16 protein-coding genes and 1 riboswitch are annotated in these 20165 nt (G+C 68.0%); all 16 genes read right to left on the bottom strand.

Annotation, left to right across the window (positions count from 1 at the left end):
• Positions 1–5 precede the first annotated feature (5 nt).
• The 16 genes from MXC11_RS07355 to MXC11_RS07280 all read right to left on the bottom strand — a co-directional run bounded on the left by MXC11_RS07355 (position 6) and on the right by MXC11_RS07280 (position 19999).
• Positions 6–923, bottom strand: coding sequence for a transglutaminase family protein (locus tag MXC11_RS07355; protein ID WP_250007132.1), 918 nt, complete (start codon positions 921–923; stop codon positions 6–8).
• A gap of 13 nt (positions 924–936) precedes the next feature.
• Positions 937–3414: a circularly permuted type 2 ATP-grasp protein gene (locus MXC11_RS07350; protein ID WP_250007130.1), complete on the bottom strand. Its 2478-nt coding sequence runs from the start codon at positions 3412–3414 to the stop codon at positions 937–939.
• A 59-nt stretch (positions 3415–3473) separates the two neighbouring features.
• Positions 3474–6782, bottom strand: coding sequence for a transglutaminase family protein (locus MXC11_RS07345; RefSeq protein WP_250007128.1), 3309 nt, complete (start codon positions 6780–6782; stop codon positions 3474–3476).
• Between the two features lie 159 nt (positions 6783–6941).
• Positions 6942–7673, bottom strand: coding sequence for an adenosylcobinamide-GDP ribazoletransferase (locus MXC11_RS07340; RefSeq protein ID WP_250007244.1), 732 nt, complete (start codon positions 7671–7673; stop codon positions 6942–6944).
• Between the two features lie 46 nt (positions 7674–7719).
• The gene (gene cobC / locus MXC11_RS07335; RefSeq protein WP_250007126.1) at positions 7720–8304 is read right to left on the bottom strand and encodes an alpha-ribazole phosphatase family protein; all 585 of its coding nucleotides are present in this window, start codon (positions 8302–8304) and stop codon (positions 7720–7722) included.
• Positions 8301–9356 carry a nicotinate-nucleotide--dimethylbenzimidazole phosphoribosyltransferase gene (gene cobT / locus MXC11_RS07330; RefSeq protein ID WP_250007124.1) on the bottom strand — a complete coding sequence of 352 codons (1056 nt, stop codon included), beginning with the start codon at positions 9354–9356 and terminating at the stop codon, positions 8301–8303. The genes cobC and cobT overlap by 4 nt, the downstream gene beginning before the upstream one ends.
• Positions 9353–9874, bottom strand: a complete 522-nt coding sequence (gene cobU, locus MXC11_RS07325) for a bifunctional adenosylcobinamide kinase/adenosylcobinamide-phosphate guanylyltransferase (protein WP_250007121.1) — start codon at positions 9872–9874, stop codon at positions 9353–9355. The genes cobT and cobU overlap by 4 nt, the downstream gene beginning before the upstream one ends.
• A 135-nt stretch (positions 9875–10009) precedes the next feature.
• Positions 10010–11482: a cobyric acid synthase gene (locus tag MXC11_RS07320; RefSeq protein ID WP_250007118.1), complete on the bottom strand. Its 1473-nt coding sequence runs from the start codon at positions 11480–11482 to the stop codon at positions 10010–10012.
• Complete coding sequence (cobD, locus tag MXC11_RS07315; protein ID WP_250007242.1) at positions 11479–12483, bottom strand: threonine-phosphate decarboxylase CobD; 1005 nt, start codon at positions 12481–12483, stop codon at positions 11479–11481. The genes MXC11_RS07320 and cobD overlap by 4 nt, the downstream gene beginning before the upstream one ends.
• A gap of 4 nt (positions 12484–12487) precedes the next feature.
• Positions 12488–13396, bottom strand: coding sequence for an adenosylcobinamide-phosphate synthase CbiB (gene cbiB, locus MXC11_RS07310; RefSeq protein ID WP_250007116.1), 909 nt, complete (start codon positions 13394–13396; stop codon positions 12488–12490).
• A complete protein-coding gene (bluB, locus tag MXC11_RS07305; RefSeq protein ID WP_250007114.1) occupies positions 13393–14130 on the bottom strand; it encodes a 5,6-dimethylbenzimidazole synthase in 738 nt (245 codons plus the stop codon). Before bluB ends, cbiB begins: the two co-directional genes overlap by 4 nt.
• A 19-nt stretch (positions 14131–14149) precedes the next feature.
• Positions 14150–15484: a cobyrinate a,c-diamide synthase gene (locus MXC11_RS07300; RefSeq protein ID WP_250007112.1), complete on the bottom strand. Its 1335-nt coding sequence runs from the start codon at positions 15482–15484 to the stop codon at positions 14150–14152.
• Positions 15484–16095, bottom strand: a complete 612-nt coding sequence (gene cobO, locus MXC11_RS07295) for a cob(I)yrinic acid a,c-diamide adenosyltransferase (protein WP_250007110.1) — start codon at positions 16093–16095, stop codon at positions 15484–15486. The genes MXC11_RS07300 and cobO overlap by 1 nt, the downstream gene beginning before the upstream one ends.
• Positions 16092–16661 (bottom strand): hypothetical protein, encoded by a 570-nt coding sequence (locus MXC11_RS07290; RefSeq protein ID WP_250007108.1) that lies wholly within the window; start codon positions 16659–16661, stop codon positions 16092–16094. The genes cobO and MXC11_RS07290 overlap by 4 nt, the downstream gene beginning before the upstream one ends.
• A 49-nt stretch (positions 16662–16710) precedes the next feature.
• Positions 16711–18570: a TonB-dependent vitamin B12 receptor gene (gene btuB, locus MXC11_RS07285; protein WP_250007106.1), complete on the bottom strand. Its 1860-nt coding sequence runs from the start codon at positions 18568–18570 to the stop codon at positions 16711–16713.
• Between the two features lie 113 nt (positions 18571–18683).
• Positions 18684–18901, bottom strand: a riboswitch (cobalamin riboswitch).
• 111 nt (positions 18902–19012) lie between these two features.
• On the bottom strand, positions 19013–19999 hold the full coding sequence (locus MXC11_RS07280) for an OmpA family protein (protein WP_250007104.1): 987 nt from the start codon (positions 19997–19999) through the stop codon (positions 19013–19015).
• Between the last annotated feature and the right edge of the window lie 166 nt (positions 20000–20165).

Here is a 20165-nt window from a genome sequence, read left to right as displayed (position 1 = left end):
CGCCTTCACAAGCTACGACGCAGCGCCTCGTCATGAGGCATCACAGTGACCCGCACCTGCGGGTCATGATTGCCGCCGCCCAGAATCACTCCGCGCAGCGGCGTGACGTCACTGAAATCGCGCCCCCAGGCCAGGGTGATGTGCTCCGTGCCGGCAATCAGGTTGTTGGTCGGGTCAAAGTCCACCCAGCCCTGTGCGGGGCACCAGACCGCCAGCCAGGCGTGGGAGGCATCGGCGCCGATCAGTCGCGCCTGTCCGGGCGGCGGCTCGGTGAGCAGGTAGCCGCTGACATAACGCGCCGCCAGCCCGCGAGCGCGCAGGCTGGCCAGCATCAGGTGCGCGAAGTCCTGACAGACGCCGCGGCGCTGCTCAAGCACCTCGACCAGCGGGGTGTAGACCGAGGTGGCGGCGGCGTCATAGGTAAACTCGGTGAACAGCTGGGTCATCAGCGCCTGCACGGCCTCCAGCAGCGGGCGTCCGGGAGTGAAGCACGCGGCAGCCCAGTCCGCGAACACCTGCTTGATGTGCACATAGGGCGACTCGAAACGATAGCGCGCCGCCTCCAGCGCCTGAGGGTCCAGATGGCGCCCGCTGTAGGCCAGCTGGTCACAGACCCGCTCCCAGGGGGGCGAGGCGGCCAGATCCACTGCCGGACGCGCCAGCACCTCGAGATCCAGCCGGGCGCGCACGATCAGCTCATCGTGCGGACGCTCGAAGGCCAGACGGGTCAGGGGATTGCCGAATACATCCAGCTCGTCACGGCGCCGGGTCGGCTCGGGACTGACCTGCAGGCTGCGCGCATGACAGCGCTGCCAGGCGCATTCACGCGGCCACAGGTGGGCGAGCTGCTGGGCCAGCGACACCGGTGCGGTGTAGTGATAGTGAGTGTCGTGCAGCACCAGATAACGGGCGCTCTGGGTCATGTGCGGGGGCCTCTCAGGTCGACTGTGTCTGCTGGCTGGCATCGACATGCACAAAGAAGTGCAGGCCCAGCTGATCGGAGAGCTGTCCGGCGCAGGCGGTGATCTCTTCCAGCAGCGTCGCCAGCGCCAGCGCTGTCTCCGTGCCTTGCGGCGCTTCCAGCTGCCCTAGATCGAAGGCCGCCAGTTGCTGCTCCAGCGCCTGTAGGGCCGCCGGTGCGGTAATGCCGTCCAGATCCTCCAGCGCATCCAATGAGCGCTGCAGCATGCGCAGCTGGAAGCGCACGGCATGCGGGTTGTATTCATCGATCAGCAAGAGATCAAGCACCGGGATCGCCTGCGCCGCGGCCAGGTAGCGGGTGCGGTAGGTGATGCTGCTGTTGCCCAGCTCCAGCAGCCAGTTCAGGGCGCTGGCGTCATACAGGGCCAGGTCATCGAGGAAGGCGACGATGCTGTCGCTGAGCATCTGCAGGCGCTCGATGCGCCGGCCGATCATCAGAAAACGCCAGCCGTCATCGCGAGTCATGTCGTCGAGAGCAAAGCCGGACTGCGCTGCCAGAGCCATCAGCAAGGCATCGAGAAACGCCAGCAGCTCGCCCGGATCGGCGCCGCTGTCCAGGGCCTGTACGTCGCGATTGAGCTGCAGCAGCGCCTGCCAGTTCTCGCCGGACAGCTTGCCGCGCACGCTGGTCGCGGACCAGTGCAGGTTGTCGAGGTTGCTGCGCAGGCTAAAGCCCCACTGCGGGTCAGTCACTGCCCGCTGCAGACGCTCGCCCAGCGTATCGCGCTCGCCCGCCTCGGGGAGCAGCTGCAGGCGCTGGGCCACCGCCAACGCGCTGTAGAGGGCGCGCGGGTCATCGTCATCGACATAGCGGTCGATCAGGATGCGCAACAGCCGTGCGCTGTATTCGCAGCGCTCACAGTAGCGGCCGAACCAGAACAGGTTCTCGACCATCCGCGAGGGCAGATACGGGTCACGGCGCACGATATCGGCGGCGCCCAGGGTGCGGGTCAGTGGCGTCCACGGCTCGCCGTGCTGGCGAGGCCCCAGCACCCAGGTGTCCTTGCTCACCCCGCCGTGGGTCATCGACAGCGGCGCGTTGGCCGTTTCGGGCGCTGTGCGGGTCAGGGCACCCGGCATCACTCGGTAACCGTCCGGGCCGGCTACGGCAAAGACACGCATGGTGATGGGCCGCGCCGCCAGGCGGCCCTCACCTTCACGCCAGACCGGCGCCAGTGACAATTGTGGTCGCTCATGGGCGACATAGGCATAGGGCCGCTGGCAGATCCGCTCGCGCAGGGACTCCAGCTCTGCCTTGTCCAACTGCGGACCGAACTGCGGGGTAAAGCGCTGCGAGGGGAAGGTGCCGCGGATCACCAGCTCCGGCAGGCGCTGCAACGCCTGCTCGAAGACCGGCGGCTCGCCACACCACCAGCTGGCAATCGAGGGCAATTGCAGCGGCTCGCCCAGCAACTGCTGGCAGATCACCGGCAAGAATCCCGGCAAGCCCGGTGACTCCAGCACCCCGCTGCCCAGCGCATTGGCCACCAGCACCCGCCCCTGGCGCACCGCTTCCAGCAGGCCGGGCACGCCCAGCACCGAGTCGCTGCGCAGCTCCAGGGAATCACAGAACTCATCATCCAGACGCCGCAACACCGCATGCACGCGCTTGAGCCCGCCGAGGGTCTTGAGGTACACGCTGGCATCTCGCACCGTCAGGTCGCTGCCCTCCACCAGCGGATAGCCCAGCTGGCGGGCGAGGAACAGGTGCTCGAAGTAACTGGGGTGGAAACGCCCGGGTGTCAGCAGCACCACCAGCGGGGTTTCTCCCGGAGCTGCCGGCGCCTGGGCGGCCAGGGTCTGCTGCAGGGTACGGAAATAGCCGGCCAGATGCTGTACGCGCAGGTCGCGGTACAGCTCGGGGTAGGCGCGGGCAATCAGGTGGCGGTTTTCCAGTGCATACCCGGCACCGGTCGGCGCCTGGGTACGATCGGCGGTGGCCCACCAGCGCCCATCGCTGCCCCGCACCAGATCCACCGCATAGACATGCAGCCAGGTGCCACCGGGCGGGGTGATGCCCTGACAGGGCCACAGGTAATGGTTATGCCCATAGACCAGATCTGCCGGCAACAGGCCCTCGGCAATCAGCCGCTGCTCGCCGTAGATATCGGCCAGCAAGGCATTGAGCAGGCGCGCACGCTGCGCCACCGCAGACGCCAGCGGCTCCCACTCCTCGGCCGGAATCAGCTGCGGCAACAGATCAAGCTGCCAGGGCCGGTCCGCGCCGTCCGGGTCAGCATACACGTTGTAGGTGATGCCGTTTTCGCGGATCTGCCGGTTCAGCAGCGCCTGACGCTGCTGCAGCTGCTCGCGCGTGCAGCGCTGCAGCGGCGCCAGCAGTGCCTGCCAGTGCGTGCGTATCCGGCCCTCGGCATCGAACAGCTCGTGGTGGCCCGCAGCCTCGCGGGGATAGTCGCTCAACAGATGGGACATGGGGGACTCGACAACGGATGACCAGACATAGGCTGCGCCCGAAGGCGCAGCCCACCGTCTTAGTGGCGACGCAGATCCAGCGTCATCGGCAGTTCGCGGTTGACCGACGCGGCCTCGGCCTGCACCCGGCCCGGCGTATGGCCGATGCGGAAGAAGCGCGCCAGCCGGCGACTTTCGGCCTCGTAGGCATTGACCGGCAGGGCCGCGTAATTGCGCCCGCCAGGATGCGCGACATGATACTGGCAACCGCCCAGCGAGCGCGCCATCCAGGTATCGACCAGATCGAACACCAGCGGCGCATGCACGCCGATGGTCGGCTGCAGGCAGGAAGCCGGCTGCCAGGCGCGGTAGCGGACCCCAGCGACGAACTCACCGACCGTCCCGGTCGGGGTCAGCGGCACCGGCACGCCGTTACAGGTCAGCACATACCGATCCGCCGCAAGCCCGGTGACGCTCACCTGCAGACGCTCCAGCGACGAGTCGACATAACGCACCGTACCGCCCGCCGAGCCCTCCTCGCCCAGCACATGCCAGGGCTCCAGCGCCTGACGCAGCTCCAGATGGATGCCGGCCGTGGCGAAATCGCCGACCTTGGGGAAGCGGAACTCGAAGTGCGGCGCGAACCACTCGGCACGCAGCGCGTAGCCCGCGGCATTCAGCTCATGCAGCACATCTTCAAAGTCCTGACGCACAAAATGCGGCAGCAGGAAGCGGTCATGCAGCTCAGTGCCCCAACGCACCAGCCGCTGCGGCTGATAGGGCTCCTTCCAGAAGCGGGCAATCAGCGCGCGCAGCAGCACCTGCTGGGCGAGGCTCATCCGCGCATGGGGCGGCATCTCGAAGGCACGCAGCTCCAGCAGGCCGAGGCGCCCGCTGGCCGAGTCCGGCGAGTACAGCTTGTCGATGCAAAACTCGGCACGGTGGGTATTGCCGGTGACATCGACCAGCAAATTGCGCAGCAACCGGTCCACCAGCCAGGGCGGGCAGTCGCTGCCGGGCGCGGGCATCTGCGCGAAGGCGATTTCCAGCTCATAGAGGGCATCGTTGCGCGCCTCATCGACCCTTGGTGCCTGGGAGGTCGGGCCGATGAACAGGCCGCTGAACAGGTAGGACAGCGAGGGGTGGTTGTGCCAGTAGCTGATCAGGCTGCGCAGCAGATCCGGACGGCGCAGGAACGGTGAATCTGCAGGCGTCGCCCCGCCCAGCACAAAGTGGTTGCCGCCGCCGGTGCCGGTGTGGCGGCCATCGATCATGAACTTCTCCGAGGACAGCCGGGTCAGGCGAGCCGCCTCGTAGAGGAACTCGGTGCGCTCGACCAGCTCGCTCCAGCTGGCCGCCGGGTGAATGTTGACCTCAATGACCCCAGGATCAGGGGTGACGCGAAAATGCGCCAGCCGCGGATCGGCCGGCGGCTCGTAGCCTTCCAGCAGCACCGGGCAGTCCAGCTCGACAGCGGTGGCCTCGATGGCGGCAACCAGCGCCAGATAGTCCTCCAGCGCTGCGAGCGGCGGCATGAACAGGTACAGCTTGCCGTCCCGCGGCTCGGCGCACAGCGCCGTGCGCACGATCTGCGCCGCCGATTCGAACAAGGCGGGTGCTGGCTGCGAGGCGCTGACACCCCGTGGCGTCTCTTGGGTAGGGCCCGCCGCGGGGCGCGGCTGCTGGCGGATCTGCCGATAGCCCGGCAGCGGCGGGAAGCTCTGGTTAGGGTCCGCCGCCTGCACATAGGGGTAATCGCTGGCACTGACCCAGGGCTGCGAGTCCAGCGGCAGGCGATAGCCGAGCGGCGAGTCACCGGGAATCAACCGGCACTGCTCATCGCGCAGGAACCAGGAACCGCTCTGCCAGCGCTGGCCATCGGCACTGCGCGCCAGCGGCAGGATATGACCGACCACCTGATCAAGGCCACGCTCGAATACCCGGCGCAGCCGCTTGCGCTCCAGCGGATCAGCCAGGCACGCATCCTCCACCGTGACGTTGCCGGGCAGACGGCGCTCGCGCCACAGGTAATACAGCCAGTCCTCGAAGGCGGGGAATACAGAGGCCTCACTCAGGCCCAGCCGGCAGGCTAGCGTCTCCAGAAAACGCTCGGCCAGCGCCGCATCCGCACCGTAATGCTGCTGCTCATCGGCAATCAGGCGACGATCCTGCCAGACGGGCTCGCCGTCGCGGCGCCAGAAGCAGTTGAGGGACCAGCGCGGCAGCTGCTCGCCCGGATACCACTTGCCCTGACCAAAATGCACCAGCGCCTGCGGGGCGTAATGATCGCGCAAGCGGTGGTACAGCTCCGCCGCCAGTCGGCGCTTGTTCGGGCCGAGGGCTGCGGTATTCCACTCCTCGTCATCGGGGTAATCGATGGCGATGAAGGTCGGCTCACCGCCCATGGTCAGGCGCACATCGGCCTCGCGCAGGTCGGCATCGACCTGCTCACCCAGCGCATTGATCGCCTGCCACTGCGCGTCGCTGTACGGCAGGGTGACCCGCGGCGCTTCCCAGATGCGCTCGACCTGCATGTGGTGGCTGAAGTCGCATTCACACGGGTCCACCCCGCCGCTGATCGGCGCCGCCGAGGACGGCTCGGGGCTGCAGGCGACCGGGATATGCCCCTCGCCGGCAAACAGCCCCGAGGTCGGGTCCAGACCGATCCAGCCGGCACCCGGCAGGTAGACTTCGCACCAGGCGTGCAGGTCGGTGAAGTCGGTCTCGGTGCCGGAAGGGCCGTCGAGGGCTTTGACATCGGCGGTCAGCTGGATCAGGTAACCGGAAACAAAGCGCGCCGCCAGCCCCAGATGGCGCAGCAGCTGCACCAGCAACCAGGCCGAATCCCGGCAGGAGCCGGAGCGCTTGGTCAGGGTTTCCTCCGGGGTCTGCACGCCGGGTTCGAGGCGGATCAGGTAGTCGATATCGCGGGACAGGCGCTGGTTGAGATCGACCAGAAAGTTGACGCTCGGGGTCGGAGTGCGGTCGATCCCGGCCAGGTACTCGGCAAGATGCGACGTCGCCGGCAGGGTCACCCGGTAAGGCGCCAGCTCGCGCTGCTCGCCGTCGGTGTAGATGAAGGGAATCTGCTCGGCGTAGGGCTCGAGGAAGAAGTCGAAGGGGTTGAATACCGCCATTTCGGCGACCAGATCGACCTCGACCCGGAACTCGCGGGTCTTCTCCGGGAACACCAGACGGGCCAGGTAGTTGCCCTGCGGGTCCTGCTGCCAGTTGATGAAGTGCCCCTCAGGCTGCACCTTGAGGGCGTAGGAGAGGATCCGGGTTCGACTGTGGGGCGCCGGGCGCAGGCGGATGATCTGCGGCCCGAGGTGTACGGGGCGGTCGTAGCGGTAATGGGTGAGATGATGCAGTGCGACATGGATCGACACGGCGGGCCTCCTGCGAGCCAGAACGATAAGGTGACCAAGCAAAACCCATGCCGCTGCTGCCGCTGTTGCTCCATGCGACCCGCCCGGCGGGCACGCTGCCCGGTACGACGCAAACACTGGGATCGCAGCGTGGCACAACGCCCCACGCGCGGCAATCACCTATCCGGCCAGCGCCAGCACCACCAGCACGCTGCATTCGACCAGCTCCAGCAGTGCCCCGGCGGTATCGCCGGTCGTGCCGCCCAGACGGCGCAGCAGCGCGCGGCGGCACAGCACGAACACCACCAATGTGCTCGCCAGCGCCAGCGCGCCACTGCGCCCAGCGAGTAGCACCGTCAGCGCCACCAGAGCCAGCACCCAGAGCGCCGGGCGGCGCGGCAGCTGCTCGGCCATGACACTGCCCAGCCCACCGGCCCGCACATACGGGGTGCCCCAGAACAGCAGCAGCACCGCACCGCGCGCCAGCAGCGCCGCCAGCAGCAGCGCCAGCACCTCGCCACGCAATAGCAGCGCCCAGAGCGCGGTGAATTTAAGCAGTAGCAAGAGAATCAGCGCCGCCACCGCCATCGGCCCGCTGGCTGGATCCTTCATGAGCGCCAGGGTGCGCGCCCGATCGCCATAGCCGCCCACCCAGGCATCCACCGTGTCGGCCAGCCCGTCCAGGTGCAGGGCGCCGCTGGCCAGCACCCACACCGCCAGCAGCAAGGCGGCCGCCAGCGGGGCGAAAGTCTCGGCCAGCAGCACGGCGAGCAGCGCCAGCCCGCCGCCCAGCAGCGCCCCGACCAGCGGGTAGCAGAGCAGCGAGCGGCCAAGCTCGGCCGGCGCGGGCATACCCGGCAAGCGGATCGGGATACGGGTGAGAAATTGCAGGGCGATCAGCAGCGGCAGCAGGGTCTTCATCGGCAAGCTCGGGGCGTTAGAGAAGTAGATCAGCCGCTCAGGCAAGCGACAGCGCTCGAAGGTCCAGCGCGCCGTCTGCGGCGGCCACCTGCAGGCGGCGCAGCGCGCCATGCCCGACCTCGACCTGCAGCAGATCCTGACGCGGCAGACAGGCCGCACGGGCCAGCAGCAGACGCATCACGCCACCGTGGGTCACCAGCAGCAGGTGGCGGCCGGCGAAGGCCTGTTGCAGGCGCGCCACGGCATCCAGCACCCGGGCTTCGAAATCGATCAGCGGCTCGCCGCCGGGCGGCGTGAAGGCATAGGGATCGGCCCAGAAGCGCCCCAGCCCCTCGGCGTCCCGCGTCATCAGCTCGGCGGCGCTGCACCCGTCCCAGTCGCCAAAGTCCAGCTCGCGCAGATCGGCTTCAAGGGTCAGCGGCAGTGCAAGGCGCTCGGCCAGCGCCTGCGCGAACGCGGCGCAGCGCTGCAGCGGCGAGCTGATGATCGCCTGCCAGGGCATGGGCTCGGCCACCGCGGCGTGCATCTGCGCCCAGCCTTGCTCGGTCAGGGCATCGTCGATGCGCCCGCGCAGGCCGCCGCCGTGCTCGGTTTCGCCGTGACGCAGCAGGTCGAGGATCATGCGCCGCCCTCGCTGATCCGCGCCTCGGCAAAGGTCGCCATCCCGCCGTGCAGCAGGCAAGCCATCTGCAGCAGGGGTACCGCCAGCGCCGCACCACTGCCCTCGCCCAGGCGAAGGTTCAGATCCAGCAAAGGCTCGGCCTGCAGCGCCTGCAGCAGCACGTCGTGACCGGGTTCGGCCGAGCGGTGGCCAAACAGCAGCCAGGCGCGGCAGTGGGGGTTGAGGCGCACAGCGCACAGTGCCGCCACCGTGGTGATGAAGCCATCCACCAGCACCGGCAGCCCTTGCTGGGCGCAGGCGATAAAGGCACCGCACAGCGCCGCCAGCTCGAAGCCGCCGAGGCGGCGCAGCGCCTCCAGCGGCGAGGTGCATTCAGCCAGATGCTGCTGCAGCGCGGTCTCGATGACCTGCTGCTTGTGGCGCACCTGCTCAGGTGCAAGCCCGGTACCCGGGCCGGTCAGGGCCAGTGCCGGCAGATCCAGCAGCGCGCAGCCCAGCGCCGCGGCGGCGGTGGTATTGCCGATCCCCATCTCGCCACCGATATACAGCGCCGCATGGTCCTCCAGCGCACGCAGGGCACTGGCACGCCCGGCTTCCAGCGCCGCCAGGCACTGCTCAAGGCTCATCGCTGGCGCATGGGTGAAGTTGGCGGTACCGGCGGCGATGCGCTGATCGAGCACCCCGGCCGGTGGCGGGGTGTCGCCGAGCGTGCCGACGTCCACCACCTCCAGCTGCGCAGACAGCTGGCGGGCCAGCACGCTGATCGCCGCCCCGCCATTGACGAAGTTGGCCAGCATCTGCCGGGTGACCGCCTGGGGGTAAGCCGACACGCCCTCAGCCGCCACGCCATGATCCCCGGCAAAGACCCCGATCCAGACCCGCTCAAGCCTTGGGCAGGTGCGCCCCTGCAGCGCCGCCAGCTGGATGGCCAGCACCTCCAGACGCCCCAGTGCGCCACGCGGTTTGGTCAGCTGCTGCTGATGCTGTTCGGCCTTGTAGCGGGCCACGTGATCCAGCGGCTGCACCGCCGTTTGCCACCAGTATTCGCTCACACCTTCTCCCCTTTAAGCAGCAGCGGCAGCCCCGCCACACACAGCTGAACCCGATCAGCGCGCTCGGCCAGCGCCTGATGCAGCCAGCCGGCTTCATCGACATAACGGCGGGTCAGCTCACCCAGCGGCACAACACCCAGCCCGCTTTCATTGCTGACCAGCAGGATGCGCCCGGGCAGCGCCTGGATTCCGGCCAGCAGCGCATCACGCTCGCGCTCCAGATGTGCGCCCTCTTCCATCCACAGCAGATTGCTCAGCCACAGGGTCAGGCAATCGACCAGCAGGCAGCGATCGGCCGCCGCTTCTGCACGCAGGACCGACATCAAAGCCAGCGGCTCCTCGATCAGCGCCCAGTCGGCGGGGCGGCGCGCGCGGTGATGGGCAATCCGCGCGCTCATTTCCGCATCGCCCGCCGTGGCGGTGGCGATGTAGGTCACGGCCAGCCCCGATTCGCAGGCCAGTCGTTCTGCCAGGCGGCTCTTGCCCGAACGGGCGCCCCCTAGAATCAGCTCAAGCATGGGCAACGGCCCCTTCTGGTCACAAAGGCGCGCATTGTGCCGCAACGGCGCCGAACCTGCAGGCGCTTGAGCCATCGGGCGTACCCACAAATCCGCACGGGGCTGGCAACGGCAGGCCGCGCACGGATGCCCTGCTCAGGCGCGCCCGCTCTCATTTTTAAGCCCGCAGAGTGAGCGCAGCGCCGCGGTATCCAGATGCTGCTCGACCAGATCCGCCAGCCGCTCGATGTCGCGCTCACGCAGGGCGTGGTAATCCGGGCTGCTCACCCGCGCAAGCCCCGCCCAGCGCAGCAGCGCATCACAGGCGGCGGGTGTTTCGAACAGGCCGTGCAGGTAGGTGGCGATGACCTGCCCATCGGCGCTCACAGCGCCGTCGAGGCGGCCATCTTCCAGTTGCACCAGCGCCTGCTGCAGCGCCGGCCCTTGGCTGATGCCGGCGTGGATCTCATAACCGCTGATCGCCGCAGCGCTGGCCAGCAGCCGACCGCGGACCTGATGCAGCTGCTTGTCGGCCTTGAGCTCACTCGCCAGCGCCAGCAGCCCCAGCCCAGCGCTGCGCCCGGGCGGCCCCTCCAGCCCCAGCGGATCGTCGATCCACTCACCGAGCATCTGCAGGCCGCCGCAAATGCCCAGCACCCGCCCGCCGTAGCGCAAATGACGCATCAGCGCCGCCGCCCAGCCCTGCTCGCGGAAGAAGGCCAGATCCGCCCGCACACTCTTGGAGCCGGGCAGGATGATCAGATCCGCCGCCGGCAAGGGCTGGCCGGCCTTGACGAAGGTCAGCTCGACCTGCGGATGCAGGCGCAGCGGATCAAAGTCGGTGTGGTTGCTGATCCGTGGCAGCACCGGCACCACCACCTTCAGGCGCTCGGCATCCTTGCTCACCTGGCGGATGTCGATGGCATCCTCGGCCTCCAGGTGCAGGTCGTGCAGGTACGGCAGCACGCCCAGCACCGGCTTGCCGGTATACTGCTCCAGCCAGTCCAGCCCGGGTTGCAGCAGGGCCAGATCACCACGGAAGCGGTTGATCACAAAGCCCTTGACCCGTGCCTGCTCGGAGGGCGACAGCAGGGCCAGGGTGCCGACCAGATGGGCAAAGACCCCGCCCTTGTCGATATCGGCAATCAGGATCACCGGGCAATCGACCGCCTCGGCAAAGCCCATGTTGGCAATATCCCGATCGCGCAAGTTGATCTCCGCGGGCGAGCCGGCGCCCTCGACCATCACCACCGCATACTGCGCCTCCAGCCGCTGGTGCGACTCGAGCACCGCCTTAAGGGCGATGCGCTTGTAGTCGTGGTAACGCACCGCGCTCATGCAGTCGATGGCGCGGCCATGGATGATCACCTGCGCGCCGGTGTCACTGTTGGGCTTGAGCAGTACCGGGTTCATGTCGGTGTGCGGAGCCAGGCCAGCGGCCTGAGCCTGAACCGCCTGGGCACGGCCGATCTCGCCACCGTCGGCGGTGACGGCGCTGTTCAGGGCCATGTTCTGCGGCTTGAAGGGGACCACCGCCACACCCTGACGGCGCAGCCAGCGGCACAAGGCGGTGACCAGCGTGCTCTTGCCGGCATCGGAAGTGGTGCCCTGCACCATCAGAGTGCTCATCGCCGAACTCCTGTCTGTAAAATGTCGGTCAGTGCCTGCTCCAGCCGCGCCCAGCCGGCGGCGTCGCCCGGCAGACCAATACGCAGACTGGGCGGATCGCTAAATAGACGCACCAGAATGCCGCGCTGGGCCAGTGCCTCATGCAGGGCGCTCGCCTCGGGATGGCGCAGCCATTGAAACAGCGCGGTGCCCCCGCACGGCGGCAAGCCCAGCCGGCGCAGCAGAGCGGCCAGACGCGCGCCATCCGCCTCCAGCTGCGCGGCACGGCTGGCACGCGCCGCCGCCGCGTCAGGCGCCAGCGCCGCACAGCCGATCAGCCGCGCCGGCCCGCTGACCGTCCAGGGGCCGAGGTGCTGCTGCAGACGCGCCAGCAGCGCCGGCTCAGCCAGCACAAAACCCAGCCGCACTCCGGCCAACCCAAAGAACTTGCCGAATGATCGCAGCACCACCAGCCCCGGCTGATGGGCATGGGCGGCGATGCTTTGCGCCGCGCTGCAATCCATGAACGCCTCATCCACCAGCAGCAGCCCGCCACGCGCCGCAAGGCGGGCGTGCCAGGCGAGCAGCTGATCCGCGCTAAAACGCATCCCCGTGGGGTTATTCGGGTTGGCCAGCACCAGCACATCCTGCTGCTCCAGCTGCGCCTCGATCGCCTCGGCAGACACGGGCTGCAGCGCATGTCCGGCCCGCTGCCAGGCGGCGGCGTGTTCGGCATAACAGGGCGTCAGCACCGCTACCCGCGCCCGCGGCCAGAGCAGCGGCAGCGCCTGAATGGCCGCCTGACTGCCCGCCACCGGCAGGGCGTGCTGCGCGCCGTAACAGCGGGCTGCCAGTGCGGCGAGCGCATCGCCCTCTTCTGGCAGGCGCGCCCAGGCACTCTCCGGCAAGGGCGGCAGCGGCCAGGGGATCGGCGCAATGCCGGTGGAAAGGTCCAGCCAATCCGCCTCGGCAATCCCATAGTGACGGGCTGCGGCCTTGAGGCGGCCGCCGTGTTCGAGCAAACCCTCAGCCATACAGCCAGCCCCCCAGCAGGATCAGCAGCAACCACAGCAGCACACCGCGGCGCAGCAGTGCCAGCGCCGCCTCGATGCTCTGCGCGCTGGCCGGCTGCCCGCAGCCCAGCACTGGCCGTGCCTGCCATTGCCCGTGATAACAGGCCGCCCCGCCCAGCTGCACGCCAAGCGCCCCGGCACCGGCAGCCATCACCGGCCCACCGTTCGGGCTGGCGCACTGCCCTGCCTGACGGCGCCAGCAGTTCAGCGCCTGGTGGGTCTGGCCGAGCAGCGCCCAGCTCAGTGCCGTCAGGCGGGCTGGCAGGTAATTGAGCAGATCATCCAGCCGCGCGGCGGCCCAGCCAAAGCGTTCAAAACGCGCGGTGCGATAGCCCCACATGGCATCCAGCGTATTGGCCAGCCGATAGAGCACCACTCCGGGCGCCCCGGCCAATGCAAACCAGAACAGCGCGGCAAACACCGCATCACTGCTGTTTTCCAGCACCGATTCGGTCGCTCCACGGGCCACGCCCTCGGCATCCAGCACCTGGGTGTCGCGGCTGACGATCATCGACAGCGCCTGCTGCGCCGCCGGCAGATCCCCGGCGCGCAGCGCGGCCGCGATCGGCCTGGCGTGCTCATGCAGGCTGCGCAGCCCCAGCGCGGCGTACAGGGCAAGGATCTCCAGCAGCCCGCCGATCAGCGGCAGGCTGGCCAAGAGCGCCGCCAGCAGCGTCAGCGGCAATACCGCCAGTGCCCAGGCCATCAGCCCCTGCCAGCGACGGCCAGAGCCCTCACGATTCCCCCAGGCCTCCAGCGCATTGGCCAGCCGTCCGAACCCGACCAGCGGGTGATAGCGGCGCGGCTCGCCACACAGGGCATCCAGCAGCACCGCCGCCAGCATCGACAACCCCAGACTCATGCCGGCTGCCCCCAGTAGTCATCGAACAGCAACTCGGCCAGTGGGCGCTCCTCGCACCAGTTTTCCTCGACCAGCATCGGCCGGGAATAAAAGTGCGCCACCGGCCCGAGGCAGAGGATCGCCACCGGCTCCGCGCCCTCCGGCAGGCGCAGCAGTTCGGCCAGCGCCTGCGGCTCGAACAGCGACACCCAGCCCATGCCCAGCCCCTCGGCGCGGGCGGCCAGCCAGAGGTTCTGGATCGCGCAGGACAGCGAGGCCAGATCCATCTGCGGCAAGGTGCGGCGCCCGAACACATGCTGCTCACGCCCGGACGGCAGTACGGCAACCAGCAGCTCCGCGCAGTCGAGAATGCCATCGACCTTCAAGGCCATGAACGCCTCACCGCGCGCGCCCAAGGCCTGAGCGGTGGCCTGGCGCTCGGCCTCGACCAGTTGCGCAATCTGCTGACGCAGCGCCGCCTCGCGGATGCGGATAAAGCGCCAGGGTTGCATCAGGCCGACGCTCGGGGCCTGGTGGGCGGCCGTCAACAGGCGCGTCAGCAGCTGCGGGTCCACCGTGCCGCCGCTGAAATGGCGCATGTCACGGCGCTCGGCAATCGCCCGGTAGACCGCAGCGCGCTCGGCGGGGCTGAAGGCGTGCGCGTGCTGATCCGGAGGGCACGGTACCGCGCCCTCCGAGGCTGCGCGCGATGCACAGCCGTCAGCCGGCAGGAGATTACAGGTAGACCGGGACATCAGGCGCTCCATCCAGGGGTCAAGGGGCCAGCAGCGCCGCCGCCGCGCGCGGCGCCGAGGGCAGGTAGAAATGCACGTAACTGGCCGTCAGACGGCCGACCTGATAGAGCGGCTCGCGGGTGCGCCGGTAGTTGGGGCATTCGCCAAAGCTCACCGGCGTCAGCGGGCAACTCATCTGCGAATGGTGGTAGCTGTGCCCACGCAGCACACCCTCCGGCAGGCTGACCGCCTGCATGGCCAGGGTGACCAGCTTGGGCTGCATCTGCGCCTCACCGGGCAGCAGGCCGAGCATCTGCCCACGCTGGCCCGCTACATCGCTCAAGCTCTCCAGCAGGTAGAGCATGCCGCCACACTCGGCAAGGATCGGCTTGCCCTGTACATGATGCGCGCGGATCGCCTCGCGCATCCCGTGGTTGCGCTCCAGCGCGGCCAGGTGCAATTCAGGATAGCCGCCCGGCAGGTACAGGCTGTCAACCTCCGGCAGCTGGTGATCCACCAGCGGCGAGAAGAAATGAAGCTGCGCCCCCAGCTCACGCAACAGATCCAGATTGGCCGGATAGACAAAGGCAAAGGCCGCATCCCGCGCCACGCCGATGCGCACCCCCTCCAGCAGGCGCGGGCAGTCCAGCGGCGCAGCGGGCTCAAAGTCTACCGCCGGCGGCAGCGCCGCCTCGATGCTCTGCGCCAGCAGCGCGGCCGCCGCCTCCAGCCGCGCCTCCAGATCCGCCAGCTCCCCGGCCTGCACCAGCCCCAGATGCCGGCTCGGCAGGCTGATCGCCGCCTCGCGCGGCAGCGCGCCGAACCAGTGCTGTGCGCCGGCCAGACTGGTCTTGAGAATTTCGCCGTGGCGGGTGCTGCCAACCCGGTTGGCCAGCACCCCGGCAAACGGCAGATCCGCCTGATAGCTGGCCAGCCCGTGGGCGATGGCGGCAAAGGTCTGCGCCATCGCTGAACCGTCGATGACTGCCAGCACCGGCACGCCAAAGCGCCGCGCCAGATCCGCCGCCGACGGGCTGCCGTCAAACAGCCCCATCACCCCCTCGATCAGGAGCAGATCCGCCTCACCCGCCGCCTGCCAGAGGCGCCGCCGACACTCCTCCTCACCGACCATCCACAGATCCAGCGGATAGACCGGCGCGCCACAGGCCCGCTCCAGAATCATCGGGTCGAGAAAGTCCGGGCCACACTTGAAGACCCGGACCCGCAAGCCCTGGTTGCGGTAATGGCGGGCCAGCGCCGCGGTCACCGTGGTCTTGCCCTGCCCCGAGGCGGGTGCGGCGATCAGCAGCGCCGGGCAGCGGCGCGTCTGGGAGGGCTCAGCCGCCGGCGTGGGCGAGCGCAGGGTCTCGGTCATCAGAACTCCACCCCTTTCTGCGCCTTCACCCCGGCTTTGAAGGCGTGCTTGATCAGGCCCATCTCGGTCACTGTGTCCGCGGCGGCAATCAGCGCCTCCGGCGCACCCCGCCCGGTCACCACCACATGCTGCAGCAGCGGGCGCGATTCGATGTCTGCCAGTACCGTGTCCACTTCGAGGTAGCCGTACTTGAGGGCAATGTTCAGCTCATCGAGTACTACCAGAGCGATCTGCGGATCAGCCAGCAGGCTGCGCGCCACTGCCCAGGCTTCCTGGGCCTTGGCGATATCACGCTGGCGATCCTGGGTTTCCCAGGTGAAGCCCTCGCCCATCACGTGATAGCTGACCTCCTCGGGGAAGCGGCGGAAAAAGGCCTCTTCACCGGTGCTGGCGGCGCCCTTGATGAACTGCACCACCCCTACCCGCAGGCCATGACCCAGCGCACGGGCCACCATGCCGAACGCCGAACTGCTTTTGCCCTTGCCATTGCCGGTGTGCACCAGCAGCAGGCCGTACTCGTCCTGTGCTTCGGCAATCTTCTGATCGATCAGCGCTTTCTTGCGCTGCATGCGTGCGCGATGGCGCTCATCGCGGGCCAGATCCTCGCTCATGCGCGCACCTCCAGTGCCGGGCGTTGCAGGCTACGGGCCAGGCCGAGCAGGAGGCCAGCGGCGGCGACGTAACCGACCAGCACCTGCAGCGAGCCGGGGTAGTAGGTGGCGATGCGCGTCAGCAGGCCGGCCAGATCCGGCTCGGCAAAGCGCCCGGAGAGGAAGTAGAAGCCGCCACTGGCGCACAGGTGCGCCAGCAGGCTGGAGCCCAGCAGGCAGCCGCCCAGCACCGGCAGAGTACGCCACGACCATTGATGCCAGCGGGCGTACAACCGCCCGCCCAGCCACAGGCTGGCGTAGGCCGGCAGCAGCATCCAGTAGGCCAGAGTCAGGCAATGGTTGCTGGCCCCGCCCCAGGTCACTGCGGCCAGATCCAGCCCCACGGCGCCTAGAAACAGCGCCGGGAAGCTCCAGCGCGCCGGCAGCAGCACACCGGCGAGGAAGAACACCGCCCAGGAGGCACTGGGCAGATTGAGCAGCGCGCTGTGCTGGCCGCGGGTGGCCGCCAACAGCACGGCCAGGCCCAGGCCTGCGGCCAGGCGCTGACGGGGGGTAAGGTCGAGCATGGTCAAACTCCTTGCAAAGCGCGGGTACGGCGGTACCCGCAGAGGGGATTCAAAGCGCCTGGTAGCGCAGGGTCAGCGCCAGGCTCTGGGCCGGCTGCTCAAAACCGGCCGCGGTCTGGTAGTCGGCATTGAGCAGGTTGGCGGCCTTGAGCTGCAGGCGCCATTGCGGGTTGAACTGCCATTCACCGCGCAGATCCAGGGTGGCGAAGCCGGACAGGCGCGTCTGGTTTTCCAGATCGTCATAGCTGTGGCTCTGGGCATGCAGCCCGGCACCTAGCGTCAGGGCGCCAAAGCGCCGGTCCAGATCCAGATTCAGGCTGTGGGCGGGACGGCGATTGAGGTCCTTGCCGTGATAGGCGATGCCACTGCGACTGCGGCGGGACGAGCGGTTCTCGGCCTCGACAAAGCCGTAGGCGGCCTGCCAATCCCAGCCTAACCAGTGGCTAGAGAGGCTCAGCTCCAGACCGCGCAGGCGCGCTTCATCGACGCCCTGCGCCTGGCTCTGTCCGGCCACCGTGACGGTGGCGATCAGCTCCTCGACCTGCGTGCGGTAGACGCTGGCCGACCACTGCCCCCAGTCATGCTGGCCCACCAGGCCGATTTCGACGCTGCGCGAGGTCTCCGCATCCAGCAGCGGGTTGCCAAACCCCGGGAAATACAACTGATTGAAGGTCGGCGCCTTGAAGGCGGTGCCGGCACTGGCATAGACGCGCAGATCCTCGTTCAGCGTGTAGCCCCAGGCGAGACTGCCGGTTTCGTGATCGCCGAACTGCTCATCGACATCACGGCGCAACGCCCACTGCCAGTCGTGGCGCTGGTAGCTGCCCAGGTATTGAGCGAAGTAGCCGTGGTTGTCGCGCCGATCCTCACGGTAGGCGGTGCTGCTGTCGATCTGATCACGCAGGTAGTCGCTGCCCAGCACCAGCAGGTGCCCTTCGGCCAGCTGGATATCGTTCTGCCAGCTCAGGGTGTCGCGCTGGCTGGCAAAGCGCGAGAAGAAGCGCGCATCCTGGAAAGCGTCCGAGCGATCCTCATTGCGCCCGGCGCGCAGGGTGATCTGCCAGGGCTCAAAGGGCTGCAGGCGAGCCGTCAGACCGGCCACCCGCTGCAGGCCGTCCGCATAGGCATCCCGGCCGCTGATGCCGGTGCGGCCCAGGGCGTCGTAGTGATTGCGTGAATCGGCCTGCAGGAAGCTGCCTTCCAGCTCAAACCCCTCGGCCAGCCGCTGCCCGGCGCGCAGTGACACCGAGCGGTTGCGATACCCATCAAGGTCATCCTCATAGCCGCTGGTGCCGCGGCTCTTGGCATTGATCCCATTGGTGTCGCTGGTCGTTACGCCCAGGTTGAACCAGCGGTCACCCTGGCTGGCCGAAAGCCCGGCACTGGCGCTCTGGGTGTCGCGACTGGCGGCGCCCAGCGCCAGGAAGGGACGCACGCCCGACTCCGTCTGACGCCGGGTGAAGATATGGATCACCCCGCCGATCGCCTCCGAGCCATAGAGACTCGAACGGGGGCCGCGCACCACCTCGATGCGCTCGATCAGCTCGACCGGCAAATCTTGCAGCGCCACGGCGCCGCTGGTGGCCGAACCGACCCGGATGCCATCGATCAGCACCAGTACGTGAGTGGAGTTGCTGCCGCGCATGAACAGCGAGGTCGTCTTGCCGGGGCCGCCGTTGTTGGCCAGGGTCACGCCCGGCACGCGCTGCAGCAGTTCCGGCAGGGAACTGGCCTGCAGGCGCTCGATATCGGCGCGCTCGATCAAAGTCACCGCCGCCAGCGAGCGGTCAAGGCTCTGGGCGGTCCGGCTGGCCGTGATCAGCTGGGAGGGCATGGGCAAGGGATCGGCCGCCAGGGCCAGGGACGGCAGCGCGCACAACAGCGCCGCCGGTAATACAGAATGATGCATCGCAGTCTCTCCGTGTCGCGCTCCCCGCGCGAGCCACTTGAAGGCAGACGACGGATGCGACGACGGCCAGGCCACCCGAAGGGGCCTGCGACCGGCGGACAGCGCCCGCCGCGCTACCGTGAATGCGACAGGCCGGTCTCCGGGCTTGCGAGTGGAATCCTCCGAAAACCGCGCCTTCCCATGCCAGAGCACAGTGGCCACTTGCGATTTCTTGACTCGCCTACCGTTGCGGGGGCAGCGCCGGAATAGTCTGCAAAGCAAGACGCACCGGCTTCCCTGTTTCACCCCTCCGAGTCGTGAGCTGGGGGGCACCTGAAGCAGGGCGCGAAGGTTAGAGGGTTAGCCGCGCCAGGTCAAACGTGCCGGCGCGCGCGGCAAAGCCTGCGCTGCAGAAACGACAATGCCCGCACGGGGCGGGCATTGTCGGCGTGCCTTGGGCAGATCAGCGAACGATCTGCGCCTCGACCTCGGCCTCTACGCGGCGGTTGACCGCACGACCGGCTTCGGTCGCGTTGTCGGCCACCGGGCGGGACTCGCCATAACCGACCGCGTTGACGCGCTCACCAGCCACGCCGTACTGGTTGACCAGCACTTGACGCACGGCAGTTGCACGACGCTCGGACAGACGCTGGTTGTAAGCGTCAGTGCCGACGGCATCAGTGTGACCTTCAACCACGGTGGTGGTCTGCGGGAACTGGTTCATGAACTCGGCGAGGTTCTGAATATCACCGAAGCTCTCCGGCTTGACCTGGGCCTTGTCGAAGTCGAACTTCACATCCAGCTCGACGCGCACCAGCTCAGGGGCCGGCTCAGCGGCCGGTGCTTCGTACACCGGAGCCGGGGCGGGAGCGGCGACCGGCATCGGAGCCGGAGCGGCGCTGCCACCACCGAAGTTCACGCCCACGCCGACGCCCGCCATCCACTCGGTCTGCTCGTGATCGAGGCCGTACATGGCGTCGACACCGCTGCGCAGCACGACGTTTTCGGTGACGTAGTACTTCACGCCGGCACCGGCTGTGGCCATGGTGGTCTTGTTCTGACCGCGCTGGAAGGTGTTGTCGAGTTCCTGGTGGGCGAAGCCGACCGAGGCATACGGACGCAGGCTGCGAGCGCCCGGCAGACCGAAGTGATAGGTGGCATCCAGGCTGGTCAGACTGCCATCGATGTCTTTCTGGCTCGGGAAGCCAACGTCAGCTTCCAGGCCACGGTAGACACCGTGGGAGAGGTTCAGCGAGACATCGTCGGTCAGAAAGTAACCGATGCCGGCGCCAACCAGAGCGCCGTCAGTGCTGTTGTGGATGCTGTCCGGGTTGTAGTACTTGGCGAAAACTTCAGTTTCGACTGCACCTTGACCCTGCGCCAGCGCATTCACGGAAGTTGCGGCCAGCACGGAGGCGATCACAACGCCCAAGGTGTTTTTCAGTTTCATCCATTATTCCCCTATCTAGGTTTTTGGCGGTTGCCCGGATCTGACAGGCACCCAGTTTTTAAGTTTAACACAGAGCAAAAGACCGCTATAGGGTACCTCTAAAAACACACATCCGAGCTGAGCCAGGCAGTGACGAGCACAACTCCTGGCATCCGAGTGCCGGGGG

The sequence above is a fragment of the Pseudomonas eutrophicaquae genome, from assembly GCF_023544715.1.
Lineage (GTDB): Bacteria > Pseudomonadota > Gammaproteobacteria > Pseudomonadales > Pseudomonadaceae > Geopseudomonas.
This window is presented reverse-complemented; position numbering and strand designations above follow the sequence as displayed.

Bases quoted from the DNA above. Each gene is read 5' to 3' on its own strand.
- MXC11_RS07355 (WP_250007132.1), bottom strand. From the start codon at position 923: ATGACCCAGAGCGCCCGTTATCTGGTGCTGCACGACACTCACTATCAC.
- MXC11_RS07350 (WP_250007130.1), bottom strand. From the start codon at position 3,414: ATGTCCCATCTGTTGAGCGACTATCCCCGCGAGGCTGCGGGCCACCAC.
- cobC (WP_250007126.1), bottom strand. From the start codon at position 8,304: ATGATCCTCGACCTGCTGCGTCACGGCGAAACCGAGCACGGCGGCGGC.
- cobU (WP_250007121.1), bottom strand. From the start codon at position 9,874: ATGCTTGAGCTGATTCTAGGGGGCGCCCGTTCGGGCAAGAGCCGCCTG.
- MXC11_RS07320 (WP_250007118.1), bottom strand. From the start codon at position 11,482: ATGAGCACTCTGATGGTGCAGGGCACCACTTCCGATGCCGGCAAGAGC.
- cbiB (WP_250007116.1), bottom strand. From the start codon at position 13,396: ATGAGTCTGGGGTTGTCGATGCTGGCGGCGGTGCTGCTGGATGCCCTG.
- bluB (WP_250007114.1), bottom strand. From the start codon at position 14,130: ATGTCCCGGTCTACCTGTAATCTCCTGCCGGCTGACGGCTGTGCATCG.
- MXC11_RS07300 (WP_250007112.1), bottom strand. From the start codon at position 15,484: ATGACCGAGACCCTGCGCTCGCCCACGCCGGCGGCTGAGCCCTCCCAG.
- cobO (WP_250007110.1), bottom strand. From the start codon at position 16,095: ATGAGCGAGGATCTGGCCCGCGATGAGCGCCATCGCGCACGCATGCAG.
- MXC11_RS07290 (WP_250007108.1), bottom strand. From the start codon at position 16,661: ATGCTCGACCTTACCCCCCGTCAGCGCCTGGCCGCAGGCCTGGGCCTG.
- btuB (WP_250007106.1), bottom strand. From the start codon at position 18,570: ATGCATCATTCTGTATTACCGGCGGCGCTGTTGTGCGCGCTGCCGTCC.
- MXC11_RS07280 (WP_250007104.1), bottom strand. From the start codon at position 19,999: ATGAAACTGAAAAACACCTTGGGCGTTGTGATCGCCTCCGTGCTGGCC.